Raw genomic sequence first — 23,518 nt, 5'->3', positions numbered from 1 at the left:
AGAGGCAAGGGGCGGCACGGAAGCCCCTTTCAGGCGACCTATGGTACGAAAGGTCCACGTGCGGGATTCGCCGCGGCCCGGTCCAGCCGGTCGCGCAACGTCCTGCAGTACGCGACGAATCCGGCGGGCTCCTCCACGCGGAACTCGACGCCGAGAATCGTGGTGGTGACCGCGAGCCACTCGAAGGAGTCGACCCAGGTCGTGTACCGGCAGCGGTCCGCCGCGAGCGACTCGATCACCCCGTCCTGGTTCACCAGCCGGTCAGCCACCTGCTCGGCCGGAGCGTGGAACGTGATGACGGCTCGGTGGCGGGCGGCCTTGAGGGTGGCGTCGAGGTAGTCGACGGCCGACGCCGCCGGGAGCTCGCGCGGGGAGAACCGTTCCCCAGTGCTGCGTGCGTCGGCGAGCCGGTCGAGGCGGAAGGTGCGCCACTCGGACCGGTCGAGGTCCCAGGCGAGCAGGTACCAGCGCCGACCGGCCAGCACCTGCCGGTACGGCTCGACGCGGCGACGGGTCACCGTGCCGTCCCGGTCCCGGTAGCCGAACGCGAGCCGCTCGTGCTGCTGCGCGGCCGTGCCGACCAGGCCCAGCAGCCTGGCACTGACCGCGGTCGCCCTGGTCGGGGCCGTCTCCGTCGCGTGGTGGACGGTGGCGACCCGCCGCCGCAGCCGGGCGGGCAGCACCTGTTCGAGCTTGCGCAGCGCCCGGCCCGACGCGTCCTCGTCGCCGTCGCCGTCGGCCGTGCCCGCCGCCAGTCGCAGCCCCACGGCGATCGCCACGGCCTCCTCGTCGTCGAGCAGCAGTGGCGGCATCGCGGTGCCGGCGACCAGCCGGTAGTGCCCGCCCGGCCCGGGTCGCGCCTCCACCGGGTAGCCGAGATCGCGCAGCCGTTCGACGTCGCGACGCAACGTGCGTGGGCTCGCGCCCAGCCGGGATGCGAGCTCCGCACCGGTCCACGTGCGCCCGGTCTGCAGCGCCGACAGCAGCGCCAGCATCCGGCGGCTCACGTCGGCCATGCGCGCCATGCTCGCACGGCGCCGAGCTCGTCGAGCCGCTCAGCGCGTCGGCCGCAGGACGAACACGCCCCATCCGAGGAACCGCCGCTGGTAGGCGAGGTGCGTACGTCGGGTCGCGTCGCGGAAGCGTCGCACGTCGGCCGCCGCCGGGTCGTCCGAGTGGTCATCGAGCCAGCGCCGCAGCGCCCAGCACTGCGCGGCGACGTACCGGTCCCAGCTGTGTTCGTCGGCGAGGACCATCTCGACGAGGTCGGCGCCCGCCGCGTCGAACCGGTCGAGCAGGCCGGGGAGATCGGCGAAGTCGTCGGCGCCGACGCCCAGCGCGGTGAGTGCTTCCGCGGGTGGGGGCTCCCGCCAGAACGGCTCGCCGATCAGGAGCAGCCCGTCCGATCCGACGGCGGGGCGCAGCAGGTCGATGGTGCCGCCGGCGCCGCCGCCGATCCAGGTGGCCCCGATGCACGCCGCGACGTCGAACGCCGCCGGCTCGGGCCGGTACGCGGCAGCGTCCCCGCACTCGACGGTGACCCACCCGCAGACGCCCAGCTCCTCGGCCCGCCGCCGGGCCGCGGCGACGAACACCTCGCTGAGGTCGACGCCGACGCCCCGGGCCCCGAACTCCTGCGCCCACCGGCAGAGCATCTCGGCCTTCCCGCAGGCGAGGTCGAGGACGCGGGTGGTGGGTCCGACCCGGGCGACCGCGCCGAGCTCGAGGAGCTGTGCGTCGGTGAACGGGTCGAGGATGCGGTGGTCGCTCTCGGCGATCTCGTGGAGCTCCAGCGTCGAAGGCACCGCGGCAGCGTCGGCGAGCACCATTCCGTCGGCAACCGGATTCTGCCCGCGGCTCGGCAGCCCGCCTCGACGGCCGACCGGCGGTCCACCCCCGGGCCGGGAGCGAACCGCCGGTACCCCCCATGGCGGCCGGTCGTGCCGGTCAGACCTTCTCGAGTTCGACCGTCGGCGCGGCGGCCTCCCGGCGCCTGCGCCGGACGTAGCGGACCACCTCGACGACCACCGTGACGCCGACGGCGATGCCCAGGCCGAGCAGCAGACCGCGGATCGGGTCGTTCTCGAACGCCATGCCGCCGAAGTAGCCGATCAGGCCGGAGTAGATCGCCCAGGACGTCGCGGCGATCGCGGCGAAGAAGCTGAACTTGCGCAGCGGGTAGCCGACCGTCCCGGTGGTGAGCGTGACGGCCGTGCGGCCGCCGGGAATGTAGCGGGCCACGACGAGCGCCAGGCCGCCGCGGACGGCCACCTCACGTGCCGCCCATCGGTGCGCCGCCCGCCGTTTGCTGTCCGGTGGCATCCGCTTCACCAGGCCGTTTCCGGCCTTTCTCCCGATGAAATAGGAGACGTGGTCGCCGACGAATGCCCCCAGCGCCGCCACCCCGATCACGATGAACAAATCGGGTTCCCCGCCGCTCGCGGCGAACACCCCGGCGGCCCGGCGGTGATGACCACGCTCTCGCTCAGTACCGCGGGGAAGAACGCGTCCACCGCGGCCAACGCGAACATCACCAGGTAGAACCACGGCGATGTGATGATGGTGTGGACGAAATGCAGGACCGCATCCATCATCGGGCATCACCGACGCCATCGCGCGGATTCCCCATGTTCCCCCCTCGTCCGATTTCGAGCCGACACGGACGCTAGCGACGGCCCGACGGCGCGGACATCGGGCGAAAGTCCGAGAACACCCTGACTTTCCTCAGGTCTTCCCCCGGCCCACCTCGGGGGCGGAACTCGCGGGCACCGGGTGCGATACGTTGGCCCGCTGCCTCCGGACGGAAAGGGCCGCAGCGTGACCCACGACCTCACCGACGACCTCCTCGCCGCGAAGCTGGTGCGCGGCCTGCGTCCCACCCGCGTGGTACTGGCCGACCACGATGCCCGCTGGTCGGAACGCTTCGCCCGGAGGGCCGAGGAGCTCCGGCGGGTCCTGGGCGAGCGGGCCCGGCTCATCGAGCACGTCGGTTCCACGTCCGTGCCCGGGCTGGCCGCCAAGCCGGTCGTCGACATCGTCGTCGGGATCGACGACCCCGACGACGAGCGGGCGTTCCTGCCGGACCTCGAGGCCGTCGGCTACGACCTGCGCGTGCGGGAACCCGGGCACCGATGCTTCCGGGCGGGCGATCCGGACGAGCCGGTCAATCTGCACTGCTATCCGCCCGAGCACGTCGAGGTCCGCAAGTACCTGGCGTTCCGGGACCGGCTCCGCTCGGACGCCGCCGACCGGGTGCGCTACGAGACGGTGAAGCGCGAGCTCGCCCGCCGCGAGTGGCGCGACATGAACTACTACGCCGAGGCCAAGGGTCCGGTGATCGCCGAGATCCTGGCCCGCGCGGGGTGGCGGGAGTAATCGCCCCGGACACGACGAACGGGACGCCCGCCGGAACCCGTCCGGTGAGCGCCCCGTTCGCGATGGTCAGTCGACCGCGTCGGTCGCCGCATGCTGGAGCTGCGCCATCGCCCGTTCCTGGCACCGGTGGCCGGCCAGCCGGTGCAGCAGTTCGGCGAGCGCCGGGGCCGACACCTGCCCGCGCAGATCGTGCTCGGCCGAGGCGACCTCCTCCGAGACGACCTCGAACGGCAGGAGTCCGGCGAACTCCGCGGCCAGGTCGCCGGTGACGGCCGCGACGCAGTCGGGCGGCGAGTGCAGGTCTGCTGCTGGCATCGCTCTCCTCGGGTCGAGTGGCCTACCTCACTATTCTTCCCCAGCCGACCGCGTGCTCCCCGGTCGGAAGCGCGGGCGTCAGGAGATTGTCAGGCAGCGTGTTTCACGGGCAGCGGTGTCCATACTGCCCGAAGTGACCCACGGTCGCGTCCGGATAACCGGTGGGCGACGGGCGGGCGGACGCCGAGAATCCGCCGCGTGACGATCTTCCTGGAGACGAACCGCCTGGTCCAGCGGCGAAACACGCGGCGGACGAGCACCCCCTGTTCGCGCTGAGCAACGACCCGGATGTGACGCGTCACCTCCCCATGCAGCGGCGGGGTGGGGTACCGGCGGTCACGCGTGCGGAGTGGCGGAATTGACGTCCAGCGGCGGGCCGACGATGTCGGTGCCGAACCGGGCGGCCGCGGCGGCGAGGCGCGGGACGTCCGGCGGTGCCGGCACCGGCAGGCCCGGCCCGGCCGCCGGGGCACCGACCTCGGCGACGAACCCCTCGAAGCCGCCGGGGCTGGTGAGCTGCAGTGCGCGGACCGGCTCGGGCGAGCTCACCACGAACGCGTGCGGCACCGCCCGCGGCAGGAGGACGAACCCGCCGGGCCCCACCTCCCACGCGTCGTCACCGCACTCCACCCGCAGCCTGCCGTCGAGAACGTAGAACCCCTCGTCCTCGGCGTGGTGGACGTGCCGCGGGGGACCGAAGCCCGTCGGGGCGGCGAACTCGATCAGCGAGTACGCCCCGCCCGTCGCCTCGCCTGCTGCCTTGACCGTCATCCGGGTGTCGAGGAACCACCAGGCCTCCCCGGCGCCGTCGGCCAGGTGCGAACCACGGGTGAGGGACATGGCGGCCTCCAGTTAGACTGAGAGTCTTATTGAATAGATGAGGAGCCTAATCCGGTGACCGAGCCCGTCAAGAGGCGTCGCTACACGTCGTCGATCCCCCGTGGTCAGGCCCGCCGCGCGGTCCTGGCCGCCGCGACTGCACTGTTCGCCGAGAAGGGCTTCGCCGCGACCTCGATCGAGGACATCGCCGAGGCGGCCGGGGTCGCCCGCCCCACGGTGTTCACCGCGGTCGGCGGCAAGAGCGCGATCCTCAAGGAGGCCGTCGACATCGCGCTGGCGGGCGACGACGACCCGGTACCCGTCCGGGACCGGCCGTGGTTCCGCGAGCTCCTCGACGAGCCCGACCCACGGCGGCTGCTGCACCTGCACGCCCGCAACATCCGCATGATCGGCGAGAGGGTGGCGGGCCTCTACTGCGCGGTGGAGTCGGCCGCGGCCGCCGACCCGGAGGCCGCCGCGCTCTGGTCGTCGCTGCAGCAACAGCGGCTCGCGGGGTCACGGATGGTTGCCGCCGCGCTCGTCGCCCGCACCCCGCTGCGAGGGGACTACGACGAGGACGCGGTCACCGACGTGCTGTGGTCGGTCGGGACGCCGATGGTCTACCGCAAGACCGTGACCGGGCGGGGGTGGTCGCCGCAGCGCTACGAAGCATGGCTCGCCGACGCCCTGTGCCGGATGTTCTTGTCAGACTGACGTCTTCTCGTCGAACGCCCTGTGGAGGCGGACCGGGGCGCGCCGGCGCCAGGCCTCGACGACGAGCTCGGTGAGCTGCTCGCGCGTCACCCGGTCCAGGTCGACCAGGATCGCGCCGTAGCCGTCGTAGTGCGGCGTGGTGAAGAAGGCCGGGTCGCCGGACGCGAGCAACGCCTCCTTCTCGTCGAGCTGACACATCAGTACGAGCCCGCCCTCGGCCTCCGTGCGCAACCGCGCGAAGCCCTTCCCCTTCACCTTGAGCGCCGGGGTCCGGAACCACGTGGTCTCCTCCACCTCCGGCAGCTCCCGCGCGAGCGCGACGACGTCGTCCCATGTCGGCATGCGGACATGGTGGTCGCCGCAACGGCAGCTGTCATGGACGAACGGGAGCCAGGAACCGCGCGATCTCGGCGCAGGTGGCCGGGAGGTCGGCCGGCTCCTTCCAGCGCTCGACGAGCCGCGCCCCCGGCACCGCCGCGGCCAGCAGCCGGGACGCGCTGCGCGGGTGGTAGCGGTCGTCGCCCTGGAGCACCAGCAGCGGCGCCGTGATCGTCGGAAGGGCCGACTCGGGCACACTGAACAGCGCGTGCTCGACGCCGTACATGCCCTCGCGGTAGGCGGCCCACTCGGCGGGGCCTGCCTCCGGGTGCTGCGGGGCGAGCTCCGCCGCCCACTCGTCGAACAGCTCGCGGAACGCGTCGCGGTTGCCGTCGAGCCCAATCGGCTGCAGCGCGACGACGCGCTCGACCCGTTCGGGCGCGGCCTCCAGCAGGCCCAACGCGAACGGTCCACCGATGCACATCCCGACGACGTGGCACCGGTCGACGCCGAGGTGGTCGAGCAGCGCGAGCTGGTCGGCCGTGTAGGTGGCCCAGCTCTCGGTTCCGGTGACCGGGGCCGTGGATCCGCCCGCGTTGCGCTGGTCCATCGCGATCACGCGGTGGGTTGCCGAGAGCTCGGAGATCGCGTCGAAGGGCATCCGGTGCCACGCCGCGGCCGTCGACCGCATCCCACCGGGGGCGAGTACGAGGACGGGGAAGCCGGAACCGTGCTCGGACCAGGCGATGCGGGCACCGTCGCGTTCGAGGATGGGCATGCCGCTCAGTGCACCACGGATCGAAGGCGGTGCGCCGCGGCCTCAGCGGACCCGCGGCGGTCGCAGCGGGGGCGCCTTGGCGATCGCGACGCTGCCCGCCACCGCCGCGGCGAGGCCGAGCGCGAGCACCCACCCCCACCCCGGACGGACGGGGTCGCCGAGCAGTTGGATGCCGACCATCCCGGGTACGACCACCTCGGTCACCGTGAAGACGGCGGTGACCGCGCCGACGTCGCCCCTGGCGAGCGCCGCCGTGTAGCCGACCATCCCGACCAGCCAGAACCCGACCACCAGGTAGGTGGACGGCTGGCCCAGCAGCAGCGCCAGGTCCAGCCCTTCGCCGGTCTGGACGTGGGCGGCACGCACCGACAGGGCACTGCCGCCGAAGCCCAGGCCCGAGACGATGGCGAGCGGCCAGGCGTGCTTGCCCTGCCGGAAGATCAGCACGGCCAGGCCCATCAGCAGCAGCGAGACCAGCAGCACCACGTCCACCCCGTGCTGCTTCACGGGGGGTTGCTCCGGGCCTGCGCTCGCGGCCACGAGCACGAGCCCCGCGAGGCACCCCGCGACGGCCACCTGGGTGGTCACCGGCAGCCGGACCCCGATCATGCGGGCGTTGATGACGGCGGTGAGCGCGATGGTGCCGCCGATCACCGCCTGTACGGCGAACACGGGCAGCGTCCGCAGCGCCAGCACCGCGCACATCCAGGCCGCCAGGTCGACGGCGAGCCCGGCGAGGTACCGGGGTTGGACGGCGGCCGGGCGCGTGCGCGTGGCCCGCCGGGCGCCCTCGGCCTGCAGCAGTGCGCCGCAGCTGTTGAGGACCATGGCGACGGTCGCCACGAGGATCCCCACCAGCACGCCGCCAGCATGCCTTCTGCGTCGGGCGCGCGTGCCGCCGGGCCGCCGGACCGCGGCGCAGGTCACGGGCCTCCATACCGCGGGGGCTGAAACGGACCGAGGACCCCCGAACGCGTCTTCAGGTTCACCATAGGTCCGGCGGCCACACTCGGCGCCATGCGCGTGCTGCTGGTCGAGGACGAGAAACGGATGACCGATCTGCTCGCGGCGAGCCTGACAGCGGAGGGGTTCGCGGTGGACGTCGCCCACGACGGGCGCGACGGGCTGTGGATGGCGACCGAGAACGCCTACGACGTCATCGTCCTCGACGTCATGCTGCCGCGGATGAACGGCTACACGGTCTGCGCCCGCCTGCGGGAGGCGCAGAACTGGGCGCCGATCCTCATGCTCACCGCGAAGGACGGGGTGCACGACGAGGCCGACGCCCTCGACACGGGCGCCGACGACTTCCTTCCTGTCGAAACCGTTCTCCTACGTCGTCCTGCTCGCGAGGCTGCGGGCGCTCGTGCGGCGGGGCGGCACGGCCCGGCCCGTCTCGATCACGGTGGGCGACCTCAGCCTCGACCCCGCCGGGCTGCGCTGCCGGCGCGGCGACACCGACATCGCGCTGACCCCGAAGGAGTTCGCCGTGCTGCACGGCCTCGCCAGGCGGCCCGGGCAGATCCTGTCCAAGCGCGAGCTGCTGGCCCAGGCGTGGGACTTCGCCTACGACGGCGACCCCAACATCGTCGAGGTCTACATCAGCGCCCTCCGTCGCAAGATCGACGCCCCGTTCGGCCGCGCCTCGCTGGTCACCGTGCGCGGCGCCGGCTACCGGCTCGACTCCTGACATGGGCATCCCCTGCGCCGGCCGCTTCCCGCCGAGACTGTCGGTGCGGCTGCGCACGACGCTGGCGACCACCGCGATCGTCGCCGTCGCCCTCGGCATCGCCGCGGCGGTGCTCGTCGGCGTGCTCCAGGCGAACCTGCAGGGCAGTGTCACCGCAGAGGCCGTGCGACGGGCCGAGCAGGCCGCCGCGCTGCTCGCCGCCGAACCGGCGGCCCCGGTCGGCGCCGTGATCGACCCCGACGTCCTGGTCACGGGCGCGCCGGTCCACGCGGTGCCCGGCGTGGCCACCGTCGACGAGCCGGTGACCCGGCAGGAGCGGACACCGTCGGGTTCCTACATGCTCGCGACGGAGGCGGTCGCCACGGAGGACGGGCTCGTCTACGTCCGTGCCCGGGCCTCGCTGGAACCGGCCATGGCCGCGCTGAACGCGCTGCGCGCCGTCCTGATCCCGGGGGTGCCCGCCCTGCTCGCCCTGGTCGCCGGGCTCACGTGGCTCGCCGTGGGCCGGGCGCTGTCCCCGGTGTCGGCGATCCGCGCCGAGCTGGCCGACATCGCCGCCACCGACCTGCATCGGCGGGTGCCGGTGCCCCGCGCCCGCGACGAGATCGCGCAGCTCGCCAAGACCACGAACCGCACCCTGGACCGGTTGGAGCACGCGGTGGGCAGGCACCAGCGGTTCGTCGCCGACGCGGCGCACGAGCTGCGCAGCCCGCTCGCGATCCTGCGGACCCGCCTGGAGACGGCCCCGCCGCAGCCCCTCACCCGCGAGGCGCTCACCGACCTCGACCGGATCCAGCGCCTCACGGCGGACCTGCTCCTGCTCGCCCGGCTCGACGCCGACGAACCGGCCGCCGCCGAGGAGGTCGACCTCGGCCAGGTGACCGCCGAGGAGGCCACCCTCGCCCGACCGCGACCCGAGATCCGCGTCGACCTGCGGATCGCGTCCGGGGTCGTGGTCCACGGATCCCCCGACCACCTCCGCCGCCTGATCGCGAACCTCGTGGACAACGCGGTACGGCACGCCGGCAGCGCGGTGCTCGTCCGGCTGACACGCCGGGACGGGCAGGCCGTGCTCGACGTCGAGGACGACGGCCCGGGGATCCCCCGCGAGCACCGCGAAGCGGTCTTCGACCGGTTCACCAGGCTCGACGAGGCCAGGGACCGCGACGCGGGCGGATCGGGACTCGGGCTCGCCATCGCCCGCGACGTCGCCGTCCGCCACGGCGGGACGCTCGCCGTGGTCGCCGGGCCGCCCGGCGCGCGGCTGCGGGCACGCCTGCCCTGTGCGGGGTGACGAGCGGAACCAGGAAGCCTCTAGCCGGCGAGCGTCCCGCTCGGCTCGTCCGGCCGCTCGGTGGGCTGCGGCGAGAGCTCGAAGAAGCCGCTCATCAGGCCGCCCGGCGTGGCGGCTGTCGTGTCCCAACGGGCCGCGCGCTGCTCCTGCAGCTTGCGGCGCGGCCCCTCCGAGGCCCGCACCAGCGCGAACACCAGCACCGTCCCGACGAGCAGCGGTGCCCCGACCAGCAGCACCGGCCAGCCGAAGGCCAGATAGGCGACCACCACCGCCGCAACCTCCAAGGCGACGACCGCTCCGCCCAACCGCACCACGCGTCTCTCCCCTCGTGCGGGACGCCCTCCCGGCGCCCGACGTGGGTTCATCGATCGGGCGACGCGGAACGTGACGCGCCGGCCCCGTATCGCAACCGGAACGAGATGACGACCCCGTCACACTTCCGGCAAGCGGCTACAGCGTGCCGTCGGTCGCCCCCAGGCCGGGGTCGGGCGTGCCGGTCGCCGGCGCCTCGCCCGCGGCGTTGTCGCCCGAACCGTCGCCGGCACCGCCACCGCCACCGTCGGTGTTCGTCTCGTCCTGCGGGGTGTCGGTGCCCGGGTCCGTCTGATCGTTCTGACCGTCGCCACCCTGGTTGTCGTCGACTGGGGGCTCGGGGTCACCGGGAGCCGACGGATCGGTGGGCTCCGGGTCTGCCGTGGGGAGGGGAACGTCGGGGAGGTCGGGGTCGGTGATCGGACCGCCCTGGTCGTTCCCGGACGACGAGTCATCGCCCTGGCCGTCGTCCGGGTTCGCCGGCGCGACGGGCCCGCTCCCAGCGTTGTCGTCGCCGCCGTCGCCTCGGGGGGCACCGCCGCCCGCGTCACCACCGGTGTTCCCACCGCCGCCATCCGTGGCGGCGCCGGTGTCACCAGCACCGGCGTCACCGGCCGGGGCGGGCTCGGGCGCGGCTTCGTCGGGAGTCGGCACGACCTGCGTGACGCCGGGCGTCCCGGTCCCGCCGCTGGGCCCGACGCCCGCGGTCGACGGCGCCTCCGGCCACAGCAGGAACGCGGCGATCACGGCGGCGACGGCCAGCACGCCCCCGACGCCCACCAACATCCCGGCGGGACGGCGCTGGGCGGGCTCCGGCTCGTCGTCCCACTCGGGGGCGGGCGCGGCGGGTCGCACGGGGCGGGTGGGCTCGGGGGAGTTGCCCGAGAGCAGTGACGTGGCCGGTTCGTGCGCGCGGGCGCCCGGTGGGATCGGGGGTGCCGGGGCGTACGGGCCACCGGCCTGCGGCATCCCGTGCGGCGGGGTGAAGGCGGGCCGCGGCGGGCGGCCGGGCGGGGCCATCGGAGCGGCCATCGCGGCGACCGGTGCGCCTGCGGCGGCCGGGACGGGCGGGACCGCCACCCCGGGCCACGACGCGGTCGGCTTCGGCGAGACGGCGAGCGCGGCGCCCTTCGCGATGGCGTTCTTCGGGTCGGCGTCGACGGCCACCGGCCTGCCGAGCTGCTCGGAGACGAGCTGGCCGACGAGCGGGATCCGGGACGAGCCGCCCACCAGCAACACCGTGGTGAGCTGCTCGGGCATGAGCCCGGCCGAGACCACAGCGGCCCGCAACGCCGAGACCGTCTCCTCGACCTGCGGGCGGATCATCGCCTCGAACTCGCTGCGGTGCAGCCGCACCGATCCCCGCGTCGAGGGCATCAGCACCGGGATCGACACCTCGGTGTCGCTGCTCAGCGCCTCCTTGGCCTCCGTGCACTCCCGGCGCACCCGCGCGACGGCGGACAGCACGGCGGGGTCGGTCTCGTCCAGCTCGTCGAACGCGCCGGGCAGGCCCTCCCGCACGTGCTCGAAGACGGCCTCGTCGAAGTCGACGCCGCCGAGCCGCTCGAGGCCCTCCGGCCTGCCGAGCAGGCCGAACCCGGCGTCGCCCTTGCGGACGACGGCGGCATCGAAGGTGCCGCCGCCCAGGTCGTAGACCGCGATCGTGGACCCGGCGGCGACGCGCTCGGCCGCGGCGTAGTGCAGCGCGGCGGCCTGGGGCTCGGCGAGGAAGGTGACGGTGAGGCCCTGCCCGGCCAGCGCGCGGCCGAGCAGGTCCTTCTTGTGGTCGCCCCACGACGCAGGGTGGGTGACCGCGATCCGGTCGGCGAGGCCGCCCTCGCGCTCGGCGACCTGGTTGACGACCCAGCGGACCAACCGCGCCGACAGCTCCTCGGGCGCCCACGCCCGGCCGGCCACGAGCACCGGGGTGGGATCGCCGATGCGACGCTTGAACTGGCGGACCACGCGGTCGGGGTCGGTCAGCGCCCGCCGCTCGGCGGCCTCGCCGACGAGGACCGCACCGTCCGGACCGACGAACAGGACGGACGGAACAGCGGCGTTGCGAGTACCGAGCGTGACGGCCTCGGGTTCGACCCAGCGCCGGTCGGAGGAGCGGCAGACCGCGGCGGCCGTGTACGTCGTCCCCAAGTCGATCCCGAGCTGGTATCCCATGACCGTTCCCTCCCCGCGCCGCCGACCAGCCCCGCCGCCGGGACCTGCCCCCACCCCTCGCCATCGCGGCTCCCGGGCGGATCGTTAGCCCATGATCGCTTATCGGGCCGGGGAGCCGGTCGACCCCCCACTTCCCCTATTCGTGACACCCCTATCCCCGAATAGGGGGAAGACGCAACTCTGGGTGATCCCCGATGGCCGGTCGGCCCCCCGCTCCTAGCTTCCTTGTCAGCGCCGGCTCACCGGGCCGGCACCCACGACGAGACGACGGAGTGATCTTAATGTCCGAGAACCTGACGCTTCTGGAGTTCATCCGCGAGCTGCTGTTCAACGTCGAGATGCGCGACTACTTCGCCGCCGAGCCGGAGAAGGCGCTCGAGGAGCACGGCCTGGGACACCTGACCGCCGACGACGTGCACGACGCGCTGGTCCTCATCAACGAGGAGGACCAGGACGCCGACTTCAGCCGCGAGTACAACACCGGCGGCAACCACGTCGAGGCCCTCCCGATCGCGGTCCCGGCCGCGCCGGCCCACCACGGCGACGACCACGGGTCGGCGATCGAGTACATCAACCGCTACATCACCAACAACCACGTCGACGACCGCGACACCACGGTCGACAACTCGGTGAACCAGCAGATCGACACCGACGGTGGCGACTTCGACCAGGACATCGACATCGACTCGACGGTCGCCTCGGGCGACGGCGCGGTCGCGGCGGGCGACGACATCGAGGACTCGACGATCGTCACGGGCGACGACAACCAGGTCGGCGACGGCAACGTGGCCGGCAACGGCAACGTCGTCGGCGACGGCAACCAGGCCGTCACCGGGAACGACAACACCACCTCGTTCGGCTCCGGCGACGCCAACTCCGTGGAGGTCGGCGACGACCTCACCGTGGGCGACGGCGCCGGCTTCGCCACCGGCGGCAGCGCCTGGGTCGACAACTCCGACCACTCCCAGGAGAACGTCGGCAACGACTACAGCGACAACTCGAAGGAGAACGTCGGCAACGACTACTCCGACAACAGCGACCACTCGGACAACAGCGTCGAGGACTCGTACAACGACTTCAGCGACAACAGCAACCACAGCGACAACTCGGTCGAGGACAGCTTCAACGACGACGTCGACGTGCACGTCTGATGAACTGAGAGCTCTCGCCCGGCGAGTGCGACGACGGAGACGACCATGGCTCAGCCCCTGTCCCTGCTGGAGTTCCTGCGGGCGCTGCTCGACACTGACGACCTGCGTGCCGACTTCGCCGCGGACCCGACAGGCACCCTCGCCGCCCACGGCCTGGGAGAGCTGAGCCCCGCCGACGTCCACGACGCACTCGTGCTGGCCGAGGACAGCCGCACCGTCGACTTCGGCCGCGACCACCTCACCGGCGCCTTCACCGCCGACCCCGTTCCGTCGCCCCCGCCAGTGCCCGGCGCGGGCGACGACCACCACGGGGCCGCGGTGGAGTACCTGGCGAGCTATGTCGCCGGCCGGAGCGACGATGCCGCTGACCTCGATCGTTGGGTCGATGTCGACACCGCGGTGCGGTCGGACGCCGGGGCATGGGGCAGTGCCCGCTCCTGGTCCACGGCGGACGACGACACCGCATCGTCCGAGACCTTCGCGTTCGGCTCCGGGGACCCCGGGCAGGACGCGATCGGTGCGGACGCGATCTTCCCCGCAGCGATCGACGGCGGCGCACCCGGATGGACCGAACCGACCACCGGCGGCGACCCCGCCGACGAGGCCCACCCGGACGACGCCGAGCCCGACGTCGACGACATCGAGGCCGACCACCACGACGACCTCGGGACCGACGCCGACGACCTCGGCTTCTGAGAGTCTGCGCACGACCCCGCCCCCGGGATACCGGGTGGGGGGTCGTCGTCGTTCCGGCGCCCGGCTTCCCCGGATCAGGGGGTGGGCCCGCATCCCCGATTCCCCCTAGCATCCGGGCCCCCGACCCCCGTATCCCCGGGGAGCGAGAACTCTGGCCTATCCCCGATGGCCCGAAGGGCCCACCGCCCTAGCGTTCTCCCCAACGCCGGATCCACCCGGCACCATCGGACCCACCGAGGAGATGACTCCGGATGACCAGCTCGACCTCGCTCATCGAGTTCCTGCTCAACCTGCTGCGCGACCCCGAGGCGCGGGCGGCCTTCGAGGACGACGCCGACGGCTACCTGTCCTCCTGCGGGTTCGGCGACCTGACCCCCGCCGACCTGCACGACGCCCTGGTGCTCGTGCAGGACAACCAGGAGGCCGACTTCAACCGCGACTACAACACCGGCGGCAACCAGGTCCACGTCCCGACCCCGCCGACGCCGCCGCAGCCGGAGCCCGGCGAGTCGCACCACGACGCAGCCATCAAGTACCTGAACACCTACATCACGAACAACTACGTCGACGACCGCGACACCATCGTCGACAACTCGGTGAACCAGCAGATCGACACCGACGGTGGCGACTTCGACCAGGACATCGACATCGACTCGACCGTGGCGTCGGGCGACGGCTCCGTCGCCGCCGGCGACGACATCGAGGACTCCACGATCGTCACGGGCGACGACAACCAGGTCGGCGACGGCAACGTCAAGGGCGACGGGAACGTCGTCGGGGACGACAACCAGGCCGTCACCGGGGACGACAACACCACTTCCTTCGGCTCCGGCGACGCCAGCTCCACGAAGGTCGGCGACGACCTGAACGTGGGCGACGGAGCGGGCTTCGCCACGGGCGGCAACGCCTCGGTGGACAACAGCGACCACTCGCTGGAGAACGTCGGCAACGACTACAGCGACAACTCGCTGGAGAACGTCGGCAACGACTACTCCGACCACTCGCTGGAGAACGTCGGCAACGACTACTCCGACAACAGCGACCACTCGGACAACTCGATCGACGACTCGAACAACGACTTCAGCGACAACAGCAACCACAGCGACAACTCGATCGACGACAGCTTCAACAACGACGTCGACGTGCACGCCTGATCCAGCGCACCGCTTCCCGGACCGGCTCCTCGGTAGAGGTAGCCTCGCCCGGTGACGTTTCGCGACGGACGATCGAACGCGACCACGAGGGAGGCGGGGACGCCGTGGCGGTTCCGGCAGCGGTCGACCTGGTCGACCTCGCGCTGAAGGCGACCACCGCGTACGAACGGCCGGACCTGGGCGGGCGGCTGCTGCAGACGCGCAGGCGGCTCGCCGACCCCGACGTCAGGGTGCTCGTCGTGGGGGAGTTCAAGCAGGGCAAGAGCCAGCTGGTGAACGCGCTCGTCAACGCCCCGGTCTGCCCGGTCGACGACGACATCTCCACCGCGGTGCCGACCGTCGTCAAGCACGCGGAGACGACCGGGGTCACGCTGGTCCGGGAGGGGACCACCGGCGGGTCGCCGGAGCGCACGGAGGTTCCCGTGGGCAAGCTCGCCGACTACGTGTCGGAGGCGGGCAACCCGGGCAACAAGGCCCTGCTGAGCTACGCCGAGGTCGGTCTGCCCCGCAAGCTGCTGGCGGGTGGCCTCGTGCTCGTCGACACCCCCGGTGTCGGCGGGCTCGGCTCGGCGCACGGCGCGGCGACGATGTCCGCGCTCCCGAGCGCCGACGCGGTGCTGCTGGTCTCCGACGCCGCCCAGGAGTACACCGGCCCGGAGCTGGAGTTCCTCGAGGCCGCGCGGAAGCTCTGCCCCAACGTGGCCTGCGTGCTCACCAAGACCGACCTGTACCCGCACTGGCGGCGGATCATGGAGCTCGACCGCGGGCACCTGCGCAACGCCGGCGTCGACGCGGAGATCTTCCCGGTGTCGTCGATGCTGCGGCTGCACGCGGCGAAGACCAAGGACGACGCCCTCATGGCCGAGTCGGGCTTCCGCGAGCTGGTGAACTTCCTGCTGCGCAAGGTCGTCGCCGAGTCCGACGACCTGGACCGCCGGTCCACGAGCCACGACGTCGTCGCAGTGGCCGAGCAGCTCGCCGCCGGCATGAAGGCCGAGCTCGCGGCGCAGGAGGACCCCGAGCGGATCGAGGCGCTGGTCGGCGAGCTCACGCGGGCGAAGGCGCGGGCCGACGAGCTCAAGCAGCGCTCCGCGCGGTGGCAGATCACGCTGAACGACGGCGTGGCGGACCTGCAGTCCGACATCGAGTACGACCTGCGCGACCGGATGCGCACCATCGGCCGCGACGCCGAGCAGCTCCTCGACGACGCCGACCCGGCCGAGATGTGGGAGCAGTTCGCCGGGTGGTTCCACCAGCAGGTGTCCGCTGCCGCCTCGGCCAACTTCGTGTGGGCGGCGGAACGGGCGCAGTGGCTGGCGAGCCAGGTGGCCGACCACTTCGCCGAGGGCGCCGACGTCGCCCTCCCGGAGCTGCGGTTCGACGAGTCCCGCGGCATGGCGGGCACGGTCGACCAGCTGCAGCAGCCCATGACCGACGGCCCGGGCATCGGCGAGCGCGCCCTCAGCGGCATGCGCGGCGGCTACATGGGCGGCGTCATGTTCCTCATGCCGCTCAGCCTCATCCCCGGCATCGGCCTCGCCGCGCCCATCGTCGCGGCGGGCAGCGCGTTGCTGCTGGGGCGCAAGCAGGTCAAGGACGACAAGAAGCGTGCGCTGCAGCGCCGCCAGAGCGACGCGAAGGTCGCCGTGCGCAAGCACATCGACGAGGTGACGTTCCAGGTCGGCAAGGACTCCCGCGACATGCTCCGCCTCGCCCAGCGCCAGCTGCGCGACCACTTCAGCGCGCTCGCCGAGGAGGTGAGCACGTCGCTCGCGGCGTCCGTCGCCGCCGCGCAGAGCGCGGTGAAGACCACCACCTCGGAACGGGAGCGGCGGATCCGCGACCTCAAGGCGGAGCTGGCCCGGATCGACGGGCTCGCCGAGCGGGCCCGCGCGCTCGTCGGCGAGCTCCCGCCCGCGCCGCAGCGCACCGCGATCGGCGCCGCGGGGAAGACGCTGTGACCGGCCCCGGCCCCCAGCTCGGGTCGGTCGTGCGGGTGCTGCTGCGCCGCACGATCGACACCTACCGCGACAGCCCGCAGGCCGTCGGCTGGCTGCAGCACAACCTCAGCCGCTTCGACGAGCCGCTGCGGGTGGCCATCGCGGGCAAGGTCAAGGCCGGGAAGTCGACGCTGCTCAACGCGCTCGTGGGCGAGGAGATCGCCCCGACCGACGCGGGCGAGTGCACGCGCATCGTCACCTGGTACTCCGACGCGCAGGTGCCGCGGGTGACGATGTTCCCGCGGTCGGCGCCGCCCCGGCAGCTCGCGATCGCACGGTCGGCAGGCGCGCTGTCCTTCGACCTCCAGGGCGTGCCCGTGGAGCAGGTCGACCGCCTCGAGGTGGACTGGCCCTCGCAGAACCTGCGCAGCCAGACCCTCATCGACACCCCGGGGATCGCGTCGCTGTCGCAGGACACCTCGGCCAGGGCGGGGGCCTTCCTCACGCCGGAGGACTCCCCCACGCAGGCCGACGCCGTGATCTACCTGATGCGGCACCTGCACGCCACCGACGTCCGCTTCCTGGAGTCGTTCTTCGACCAGGGCGTCGCCAGGGCGACCCCGATCAACACGATCGCCGTGCTCTCCCGCGCCGACGAGATCGGGGTCGGCAGGCTCGACGCGCTGAGCTCCGCGCGCCGGATCGCCCGCCGGTACCGGGCCGACGAGAAGATCCGCGGGCTGTGCCAGACGGTGGTGGCGGTGGCCGGCCTGCTCGCCCAGACCGGCCGGACCATGCGCCAGCACGAGTTCACGGCCCTCACCGCGCTCGCCGCGCTGCCGCGCGGTGACATCGACGCGATGCTGCTGTCGGTGGACCGGTTCTCCCGCACCGAGCTGGACACCCCCGACGCCGAGACCCGCGCCCGGCTCATGGAGCGCTTCGGGCTGTTCGGGGTGCGACTGGCCACCACGCTGATCCGCCAGGGCATGACCGATCCGAACACGATCGCCGCCGAGCTCGTGAAGCGCAGCGGGCTCGACGAGCTGCGCACCGTGCTCGCCACCCAGTTCACGGAGCGCCGCGACCTGCTCAAGGCCCGCTCCGCGCTGCTGGCCGTCGACCTGGTGCTCACCCGCGAGCCGCGCCCGTCCGCCGCGCCGCTCGCGGCCGAGGTGGAGCGGATCCTCGCGGGCGCGCACGAGTTCGCGGAGCTGCGGCTGCTCTCCACCTTGCGCTCCGGCGCCGTCAAGCTCCCCACCGAGGCCCTGCAGGAGGCCGAGCGGCTGCTGGGCGGCGACGGCGGCTCGGCGGCGTCCCGGCTCGGACTGGAGCCCGACGCCGGGCCCGACGAGATGTGGTCGGCCGCGCTCGACGCGGTGACGCGGTGGCAGCGCCGGGCCGAGAGCCCGATGTCGAGCCGCGCGGTGTCCGACGTCGCGCGGCTGGTGGTGCGCAGCTGCGAGGGCGTGCTGGCGGGCATCCGCCGGTAGGGCGTATCTCCTCGGTCAGCGGAGCCAGAGCATGATCGCTGCGAGGACGGCGCCCCCGCGGTAGGTCAGGGCGCACGTCGCAGACCTCGTGAGGTCCTCGCAGAGTGTGTGCGCCCTGCGAGGACCCACACGGTCTGTGTGGTCGTGCCGCCTCAGCGCTCGACGTGCAGCAGCCCGAGCCGCTGGGTGGCGCGGGTCATCGAGACGTAGAGGTCGGCGGGGTTGTGTGTCCGGATCCGCTCCGGGTCCACGATCACGACGGCGTCGAACTCGAGACCTTTTGCCGACACCGGGGTGTGCAGCTGCGCGGGAAGACCGACAAGGCCGTCCACATCGGCGGCGATCACCGCCAGCGTCCCGCCGCCCAGCTGCGCCACCTCCGCCTCGACGGCCTTGCGCACCTCGGCTGCGAGGTCGGTCGCCGGCACGGTGCGCTGCCACGGATCCTCACCCGTGGCCCGCACCGATTCGGGCGGCTGCCGGTCGGGCGCGAACTCGGCCAGCACGGCAGCGGCCAGCGCCATGATCTCGGCAGGTGTCCGGTAGTTCACCGTGAGCGTCCGGTGGGTCCACCGGGAACCGAGGTGCGGGGCGAGCACGTCCGCCCACGCATGCGCTCCCGCGGGAGCGCTGCGCTGCGCGAGATCGCCCACCGCGGTGATCGAACGGGAAGGGCAGCGCCGCAGCAGGACGTGCCAGTCCATGGCGGAGAGCTCCTGCGCCTCGTCGACGACGAGATGCCCGAACCGCCAGTCCCGGTCGGCAGCCGCCCGCTCGGCGACGCTCATGAGGTGCTCGGGCACCTGCCGAGCAGCGAGCACGTCCGCGGTGACGAAGTCGGTCGGGCGCAGCTCGTCGGGATCCTCCCCGGCGAGCTGGCGGTCGGCCGACTCCAGGATGCTCAGCACCTCCGCGGCGTAGGCGCTGTCGGGCTCGCGCTCGGTGTCGCCCCGTCCGCCCGGGCGGCCGGGCGGGGGACCGAGCAACTCGGCCAGCTCGTCGAGCAGCGGCGCGTCCGCCACCGTCCACGCGGAGCCCTCGGCGCGGTACAGCCCGGAGAGGTCGATCTCGCCGCCTGCCGAGGCCAGCCGCTCCGGCGACGCGAAGAGCTCGGCGAGGAGCTGCTCCGGGGTCAGCACCGGCCAGAGCCGCTCGACCGCCGCGTGGAAGCCGAGGTCCGAGCGCAGGTCGTCGCGCAGCTCGTGGCGCAGCTCTGCCGACACCTGCGCCGCGCCCGCCGGCGCGATCTCCGGGAGGTCGCCGAGCTCGCGGAGAATGTCGGCGAACTCGGGCGGGTCCTCCAGGTCCTGGTCGAGCCGCTCGACGCCCTGCTGGACGAGCAGGCTGCCGAGCGTGTCGCGGAACGTCGTCCGTGCAGCGTTGTGGGGCAGGCCGGTGGCCCGGGCGCGCCTCCTGGCTTCTGCCGCCGTCGCACGGTCGCTCTCGACGGTGACGTCGTCGAGCTCGATCGCGATCGGCGAGCCGGGCAGCTCCTGCCGGTCGGCGACGGCGCGGCGCAGTACGTCCAGCATCGCCAGCCCGCCCTTCGTGCGGGCCGCCTCGTCCTGATCGACGGCGGTCGCGACGACGCCGTGCGCCAGCCGGCCGGGGGTGGTGAACACCACCGCCGACTCGCCCAGCGCGGGGAGCACGCCCCCGACGTACCGGATGAACCCGGCGCTGGGGCCGACGACCAGCACGCCGCTGCGGGCCAGCCGCTCGCGATGGGTGTAGAGCAAATAGGCGACGCGGTGCAGCGCAACCGCGGTCTTCCCGGTCCCCGGGCCGCCCTCGATCACGACGACGCCGGAGAGCGGCAGCCGGATGATCGCGTCCTGCTCGGCCTGGATCGTCGTCACGATGTCGCGCATCGTCGACCCGCGCGGCGCCTTCAGTGCGGCGAGCAGTGCCGGATCGGAAGCGGATGCGGAATCGGCGTGCGCGAGGGCCGCCCGGTCCAGCACATCGTCGTGGAAAGTGGCCACCCGCTCGTCGGGCGCCGTTCCGGCGAGCTGGAAATGCCGTCGCCGGGTCACGCCGAGCGGCGTGGCCAGGGTTGCGCAGTAGAACGGCTGGGCGGCGGGCGCCCGCCAGTCGATGAGCGCGCTTTCCCCGTCCGCGGGATCGGTGAGCCCGATGCGGCCGATGTAGCTCGTCGACCCGTCGGTGTGGTCGAGCCGGCCGAAGCACAACCCCGAGCGGGCGGCGGTCAGCGCGCCCGCCCGCTCCGACCAGCTGTGCACGGAGACGTCGCGCTCTCAGCGGGCGCTGAGCTCCCCGCCCGTCGGCGCGGCCAGCATGCCCCGCGCCTGGGCCGTGGCGGCCGCGAGCTCGGTGGCGAGCAGCGCATGCAGCCGGCGGATCCGCCCGGTCTCCGCCTCCAACTCCTGCTCGAAAGGGGGTCTGTCCACGCTCTCCCCACCCATGCTATTATTAAGTTGTAGAGTTACGGATTCATTGTCTGATCGCACTCATCAGAATAACTTTTCCGCCTATCGCTGCGCAAAGCCACATCAGGTGAATCGCAGGAGTGCACCCGTCCCGTGTCAGGAAAGCCACGTTCCTGTTCAGCCTCAGGAACGTGGCTTTCCTGACGGTCCGCGGGCCACCTCCGGGCAGCGGGCGAGGACAGGGCGGGTTCAGGCGTCGCTCGGGCCGCCCACGATCTGGCGCAGGTGCGCGAACAGCTCGCCCCGGCTGCCGGAGCCGAGCCGCTGCCGCATCCGCGCCACGTGGTGCTCCACGGTCTTCGCGGAGATGAACAGCCGCTCGCCGATCTGCTTGTAGGTGAGCCCCTCCAGCACCAGTGCGGCGACCTCGCGCTCCCGACCGCTCAGCGGGCCCTCCCCGTCGCTCGCGCAGTCGGCCTCCGGGGCGACCGGGAGCGGGGTGACCGGGATTCCGGTGGGGCTGGTGTCGGTGCCGGTGTCGGCGGGGGGTTCGGCGGCGACCTGCCGTGGGCCGCTGCTCTGCAATGCCCGCGCGCACGCGAGCAGTGTGCTCATCGCCTTGCGGTCGCGGGTGCGGATCGCCGCCTGCCCGGCGAGCTTGCCGCCCTCCCAGGCCAGGCCGACGCCGTGCAGGCCCCGGGCCGCCGCCTCGACGGCCGGGGCGTCGACGTCGGCGTCGAGCATGCGCACCCAGTGCGGTGCGGCCGCCGCCAGCGCCGCGGTGTAGCGGGTGCCGTCGGCCGCCGCCTCCAGTGCCACGGCGTGCCGCTGCGCGTCGTCGCGGCGCTCGGCGAGGATCGCGGCCTGCAGCGACGACCAGTGCAGCGGGGCGGCCCACAGGGCCGGATCGCCCAGGCGGGCGAGCAGCGCGCCCGCCTCGTCGAGGTGCGGGCGCACCCAGCTCGACTCGCGCAGCCGCGTGGCCGCGATCGACAGCTCCCCGAGCTGCTGGAGCACGAACAGGTCCACCGGGTGCCGGACGATCGCCTCCCGCGCGCGGCCCCACGCCGGCATCAGCGCCGCGAGGTCGCTCCCGCGGCGGGCCAGCGCCACCTCGAGGGCGGCGGCGAGGAACTCGTCGCGCGGTTCCAGCTCCGCCCCGGGCGGCGACGCCGCGGCCAGCGCAGCACGCGCCGCCCCGGTGGCGCCGCGGAACAGGGCGATCCACCCGAGCAGCAGGCGGTGCCGGGTGGCGGCGGGCCGACCCCCGAGCCGCACCCGCACCGCCCGCTCCAGCACCGACTGCGCGACGTCGAGCTCCCCGCAGTGGACGGCGACGAGCGCCGCCAGCGCGGCGGGTGTGTCGGGCAGCAGCGCAGCGCGGTGCGACGACTCCAGCAGCGCGGCGGCGCGCGTCAGCTGGGACAGCGCCGCGGTGGGCGAGCCGGCCACCGAGTCGTAGACGCCCTGGGCCATCAGCTCCTCGGCCCCGGCCAGGAGCGTCGGCGGGCGCGGGGGCGCGCCGGCGGGCACCGGCGGGCCGTGCAGCACCTCCCGCGCCTCGTCGAGGGCGCCGGCGCCGATCAGCGCGGGCACCGCGAGCACCGCGGCCCGGCCCATCGACGCCGAGCCCATCCACCGGTACAGCTCGGCGCTGCGGGCGAGCATGCCGCGGCGGGCGAGCACCGCGGCGGCGACGGTGCCGGCCCGCACCGCGTCCGGTACGGATACCTGGTCGGCGGCGGCCAGCACCTGGTCGGCCTGGGTGAGAGCGGTGTCGAGGTCGCCGTCGAGCACGGCGGCCTCGGCCCGGCGGGCGGCGAGCTCGAGCGCGGGCGTGCCGGCGCGCACGGCCGCGTCGAGCAGTTCGGCGGCGGCGGGGCTCCCGGTGCGCAGCGCCTCGTCGGCGGCCGCGGTGAACACCGCCGCCACGCGGGCGCCGCTCGCGCCGGTGCCCAGCAGCCCGCGGGCCGCGGTGAGGACGTTGCCGCCGCGGCCCAGCTCGATCTCCGCGAACGCGCGGCGCATCTCCTGGCGGGCCGCGGGTGGCGTGCGCGCGAGGACCGCGGCCGAGACCAACGGCACCGCGAGGCCGTCCGCCGTCAGCAGACCCGCCGCCCTGGCCGCCTCCAGCAGCTCGTCGAGCTCGGCGGCCGCGTCGCCGTCGCCGAGCCCGAGCAGCGGGACGAGCACCTCCGCCTCCAGCGGCGCACCCAGCGCGCGGGCCAGGAGCAGCCCGCGCACGCCGGGGCCCACCCCCTGCACCAGGTAGCCGAGCTGCGCGAGCAGCTCCGGCGGTGGCCGCTCGGGCAGGGCGTGGCGGGCGTGGTCCGGCGCGGCCCGCTCGACGAGCGCCGCGAGCAGCCGGTCGACCAGTGCGGGCAGGCCCGCCGTCTGCGTGTGCACCAGCTCGACCAGGTCGGCGGGCGGACGGTCGTCGCGCGCCCCGAGCAGGACGGCCGCCCTGGCGGCCACCCCGGCGCGGTCGAGGGCGTCGAGCACCACCGGTGGCCGGGCCTGCGCCAGCACGGCGCCGAGCGCGGCCGTACCCATTGGGCGCGGCCACGGCCGATGCGCCACGACCAGGTATCCGTGCGGGTCGGCGGCCAGCGCCGCGAGCCGCTCCAGCTCCGCGGGGGCCAACCGGTGGGCGTCGTCCACGAGCAGCGCCTCGTCGGCGGCGAGGACCTCTCCGGCCGCGGGGACGTCCCGGCGCACGACGACGCCGCTGTCCCGGAACACCGCGGCCAACGCGTCGAGCAACACGGTCTTGCCGTGGCCACCCGCGCCGATCACGTCGACCCGCCGGGCGCTCGGCGCGCCCGCGAGGACGTCGCGCACGAGCCTGCGGGCCACCGGCGATCCGGACACGACCGCGTCCTGCGCCCGGGCCCCGGGCGCAGGCTG

Annotated in this window: 22 protein-coding genes and 2 pseudogenes; 9 read left to right on the top strand and 15 right to left on the bottom strand. The window is 73.7% G+C overall.

The window, feature by feature from the left end; all coding sequences use genetic code 11:
- Nucleotides 1-38: 38 nt before the first annotated feature.
- The 4 genes from KME75_RS07980 to KME75_RS07965 form a co-directional block, all read right to left on the bottom strand.
- Nucleotides 39-1,016, bottom strand: coding sequence for a helix-turn-helix transcriptional regulator (locus KME75_RS07980; protein WP_246631688.1), 978 nt, complete (start codon nt 1,014-1,016; stop codon nt 39-41).
- A 39-nt stretch (nt 1,017-1,055) separates the two neighbouring features.
- Nucleotides 1,056-1,805: an SAM-dependent methyltransferase gene (locus tag KME75_RS07975; protein ID WP_219413886.1), complete on the bottom strand. Its 750-nt coding sequence runs from the start codon at nt 1,803-1,805 to the stop codon at nt 1,056-1,058.
- Between the two features lie 142 nt (nt 1,806-1,947).
- Entirely contained in the window at nt 1,948-2,412 is a 465-nt protein-coding gene (locus KME75_RS07970; protein ID WP_308282641.1) for a DedA family protein, read from the bottom strand.
- On the bottom strand, nt 2,409-2,594 hold the full coding sequence (locus tag KME75_RS07965; protein ID WP_219413884.1) for a hypothetical protein: 186 nt from the start codon (nt 2,592-2,594) through the stop codon (nt 2,409-2,411). Before KME75_RS07965 ends, KME75_RS07970 begins: the two co-directional genes overlap by 4 nt.
- A 223-nt stretch (nt 2,595-2,817) precedes the next feature.
- Between KME75_RS07965 and KME75_RS07960 the strand changes: the two genes are divergently transcribed.
- Nucleotides 2,818-3,375 (top strand): GrpB family protein, encoded by a 558-nt coding sequence (locus KME75_RS07960; RefSeq protein ID WP_308282636.1) that lies wholly within the window; start codon nt 2,818-2,820, stop codon nt 3,373-3,375.
- A 66-nt stretch (nt 3,376-3,441) separates the two neighbouring features.
- Here the strand turns inward: KME75_RS07960 and KME75_RS07955 are convergent, their stop codons facing one another.
- Nucleotides 3,442-3,690 (bottom strand): hypothetical protein, encoded by a 249-nt coding sequence (locus KME75_RS07955; protein ID WP_219413883.1) that lies wholly within the window; start codon nt 3,688-3,690, stop codon nt 3,442-3,444.
- A gap of 336 nt (nt 3,691-4,026) precedes the next feature.
- Nucleotides 4,027-4,530 (bottom strand): quercetin 2,3-dioxygenase, encoded by a 504-nt coding sequence (locus KME75_RS07950; protein ID WP_219413882.1) that lies wholly within the window; start codon nt 4,528-4,530, stop codon nt 4,027-4,029.
- Between the two features lie 54 nt (nt 4,531-4,584).
- Here KME75_RS07950 and KME75_RS07945 point away from each other — a divergent pair, with 54 nt between their 5' ends.
- Nucleotides 4,585-5,223, top strand: coding sequence for a TetR/AcrR family transcriptional regulator (locus tag KME75_RS07945; protein ID WP_308282635.1), 639 nt, complete (start codon nt 4,585-4,587; stop codon nt 5,221-5,223).
- Here the strand turns inward: KME75_RS07945 and KME75_RS07940 are convergent.
- Genes KME75_RS07940 through KME75_RS07930 form a run of 3 tightly spaced genes read right to left on the bottom strand, consistent with a single transcriptional unit; the run spans nt 5,215 to nt 7,180 of the window.
- Nucleotides 5,215-5,565 carry an MmcQ/YjbR family DNA-binding protein gene (locus KME75_RS07940; RefSeq protein WP_219413881.1) on the bottom strand — a complete coding sequence of 117 codons (351 nt, stop codon included), beginning with the start codon at nt 5,563-5,565 and terminating at the stop codon, nt 5,215-5,217. The genes KME75_RS07945 and KME75_RS07940 overlap by 9 nt on opposite strands.
- Before the next feature lie 31 nt (nt 5,566-5,596).
- Nucleotides 5,597-6,319 carry an alpha/beta fold hydrolase gene (locus KME75_RS07935; protein WP_219413880.1) on the bottom strand — a complete coding sequence of 241 codons (723 nt, stop codon included), beginning with the start codon at nt 6,317-6,319 and terminating at the stop codon, nt 5,597-5,599.
- 42 nt (nt 6,320-6,361) lie between these two features.
- Nucleotides 6,362-7,180: a hypothetical protein gene (locus KME75_RS07930; protein ID WP_219413879.1), complete on the bottom strand. Its 819-nt coding sequence runs from the start codon at nt 7,178-7,180 to the stop codon at nt 6,362-6,364.
- Between the two features lie 156 nt (nt 7,181-7,336).
- Between KME75_RS07930 and KME75_RS07925 the strand changes: the two are divergent.
- A pseudogene (locus KME75_RS07925) lies at nt 7,337-8,009 on the top strand (response regulator transcription factor).
- A 1-nt stretch (nt 8,010) separates the two neighbouring features.
- Nucleotides 8,011-9,303 (top strand): sensor histidine kinase, encoded by a 1,293-nt coding sequence (locus tag KME75_RS07920; protein ID WP_219413878.1) that lies wholly within the window; start codon nt 8,011-8,013, stop codon nt 9,301-9,303.
- Between the two features lie 20 nt (nt 9,304-9,323).
- Here KME75_RS07920 and KME75_RS07915 read toward each other — a convergent pair whose 3' ends face one another.
- Entirely contained in the window at nt 9,324-9,617 is a 294-nt protein-coding gene (locus KME75_RS07915) for a hypothetical protein (RefSeq protein ID WP_219413877.1), read from the bottom strand.
- A 136-nt stretch (nt 9,618-9,753) separates the two neighbouring features.
- Nucleotides 9,754-11,787 carry an Hsp70 family protein gene (locus KME75_RS07910; protein WP_219413876.1) on the bottom strand — a complete coding sequence of 678 codons (2,034 nt, stop codon included), beginning with the start codon at nt 11,785-11,787 and terminating at the stop codon, nt 9,754-9,756.
- Between the two features lie 281 nt (nt 11,788-12,068).
- Between KME75_RS07910 and KME75_RS07905 the strand changes: the two genes are divergently transcribed.
- From KME75_RS07905 to KME75_RS07885, 5 genes are all read left to right on the top strand, one after another.
- Nucleotides 12,069-12,938: a hypothetical protein gene (locus KME75_RS07905; protein WP_219413875.1), complete on the top strand. Its 870-nt coding sequence runs from the start codon at nt 12,069-12,071 to the stop codon at nt 12,936-12,938.
- Between the two features lie 45 nt (nt 12,939-12,983).
- Nucleotides 12,984-13,634, top strand: a complete 651-nt coding sequence (locus KME75_RS07900; RefSeq protein WP_219413874.1) for an IniB N-terminal domain-containing protein — start codon at nt 12,984-12,986, stop codon at nt 13,632-13,634.
- 251 nt (nt 13,635-13,885) lie between these two features.
- A complete protein-coding gene (locus tag KME75_RS07895; RefSeq protein WP_219413873.1) occupies nt 13,886-14,788 on the top strand; it encodes an IniB N-terminal domain-containing protein in 903 nt (300 codons plus the stop codon).
- Nucleotides 14,789-14,892: 104 nt separating this feature from the next.
- Entirely contained in the window at nt 14,893-16,749 is a 1,857-nt protein-coding gene (locus tag KME75_RS07890) for a dynamin family protein (RefSeq protein ID WP_219413872.1), read from the top strand.
- Nucleotides 16,746-18,221 (top strand): dynamin family protein, encoded by a 1,476-nt coding sequence (locus KME75_RS07885; RefSeq protein WP_219413871.1) that lies wholly within the window; start codon nt 16,746-16,748, stop codon nt 18,219-18,221. Before KME75_RS07890 ends, KME75_RS07885 begins: the two co-directional genes overlap by 4 nt.
- Nucleotides 18,222-18,373: 152 nt before the next feature.
- Here the strand turns inward: KME75_RS07885 and KME75_RS07880 are convergent, their stop codons facing one another.
- The 4 genes and pseudogenes from KME75_RS07880 to KME75_RS45715 all read right to left on the bottom strand — a co-directional run bounded on the left by KME75_RS07880 (nt 18,374) and on the right by KME75_RS45715 (nt 23,482).
- Nucleotides 18,374-20,092: a UvrD-helicase domain-containing protein gene (locus KME75_RS07880; RefSeq protein ID WP_246631696.1), complete on the bottom strand. Its 1,719-nt coding sequence runs from the start codon at nt 20,090-20,092 to the stop codon at nt 18,374-18,376.
- An 87-nt stretch (nt 20,093-20,179) separates the two neighbouring features.
- Nucleotides 20,180-20,467 (bottom strand): annotated as a pseudogene (locus KME75_RS47575) (UvrD-helicase domain-containing protein); the annotation flags it as partial.
- A gap of 12 nt (nt 20,468-20,479) precedes the next feature.
- Nucleotides 20,480-20,632 (bottom strand): hypothetical protein, encoded by a 153-nt coding sequence (locus KME75_RS42830; RefSeq protein ID WP_246631687.1) that lies wholly within the window; start codon nt 20,630-20,632, stop codon nt 20,480-20,482.
- Between the two features lie 228 nt (nt 20,633-20,860).
- Nucleotides 20,861-23,482, bottom strand: coding sequence for a helix-turn-helix transcriptional regulator (locus KME75_RS45715; protein WP_219413870.1), 2,622 nt, complete (start codon nt 23,480-23,482; stop codon nt 20,861-20,863).
- Between the last annotated feature and the right edge of the window lie 36 nt (nt 23,483-23,518).

The sequence above is a fragment of the Pseudonocardia nigra genome (genome assembly GCF_019396355.1).
GTDB lineage: Bacteria > Actinomycetota > Actinomycetes > Mycobacteriales > Pseudonocardiaceae > Pseudonocardia > Pseudonocardia nigra.
The sequence above is the reverse complement of the archived record's forward strand: the minus strand, read 5'-3'. Positions and strand labels throughout refer to the sequence as shown.

Coding starts and splice junctions, on each gene's coding strand:
- KME75_RS07980 (WP_246631688.1), bottom strand. CDS start 1,016: ATGGCCGACGTGAGCCGCCGGATGCTGGCGCTGCTGTCGGCGCTGCAG.
- KME75_RS07965 (WP_219413884.1), bottom strand. CDS start 2,594: ATGATGGATGCGGTCCTGCATTTCGTCCACACCATCATCACATCGCCG.
- KME75_RS07955 (WP_219413883.1), bottom strand. CDS start 3,690: ATGCCAGCAGCAGACCTGCACTCGCCGCCCGACTGCGTCGCGGCCGTC.
- KME75_RS07950 (WP_219413882.1), bottom strand. CDS start 4,530: ATGTCCCTCACCCGTGGTTCGCACCTGGCCGACGGCGCCGGGGAGGCC.
- KME75_RS07940 (WP_219413881.1), bottom strand. CDS start 5,565: ATGCCGACATGGGACGACGTCGTCGCGCTCGCGCGGGAGCTGCCGGAG.
- KME75_RS07935 (WP_219413880.1), bottom strand. CDS start 6,319: ATGCCCATCCTCGAACGCGACGGTGCCCGCATCGCCTGGTCCGAGCAC.
- KME75_RS07920 (WP_219413878.1), top strand. CDS start 8,011: ATGGGCATCCCCTGCGCCGGCCGCTTCCCGCCGAGACTGTCGGTGCGG.
- KME75_RS07910 (WP_219413876.1), bottom strand. CDS start 11,787: ATGGGATACCAGCTCGGGATCGACTTGGGGACGACGTACACGGCCGCC.
- KME75_RS07905 (WP_219413875.1), top strand. CDS start 12,069: ATGTCCGAGAACCTGACGCTTCTGGAGTTCATCCGCGAGCTGCTGTTC.
- KME75_RS07900 (WP_219413874.1), top strand. CDS start 12,984: ATGGCTCAGCCCCTGTCCCTGCTGGAGTTCCTGCGGGCGCTGCTCGAC.
- KME75_RS07895 (WP_219413873.1), top strand. CDS start 13,886: ATGACCAGCTCGACCTCGCTCATCGAGTTCCTGCTCAACCTGCTGCGC.
- KME75_RS07880 (WP_246631696.1), bottom strand. CDS start 20,092: ATGCGCGACATCGTGACGACGATCCAGGCCGAGCAGGACGCGATCATC.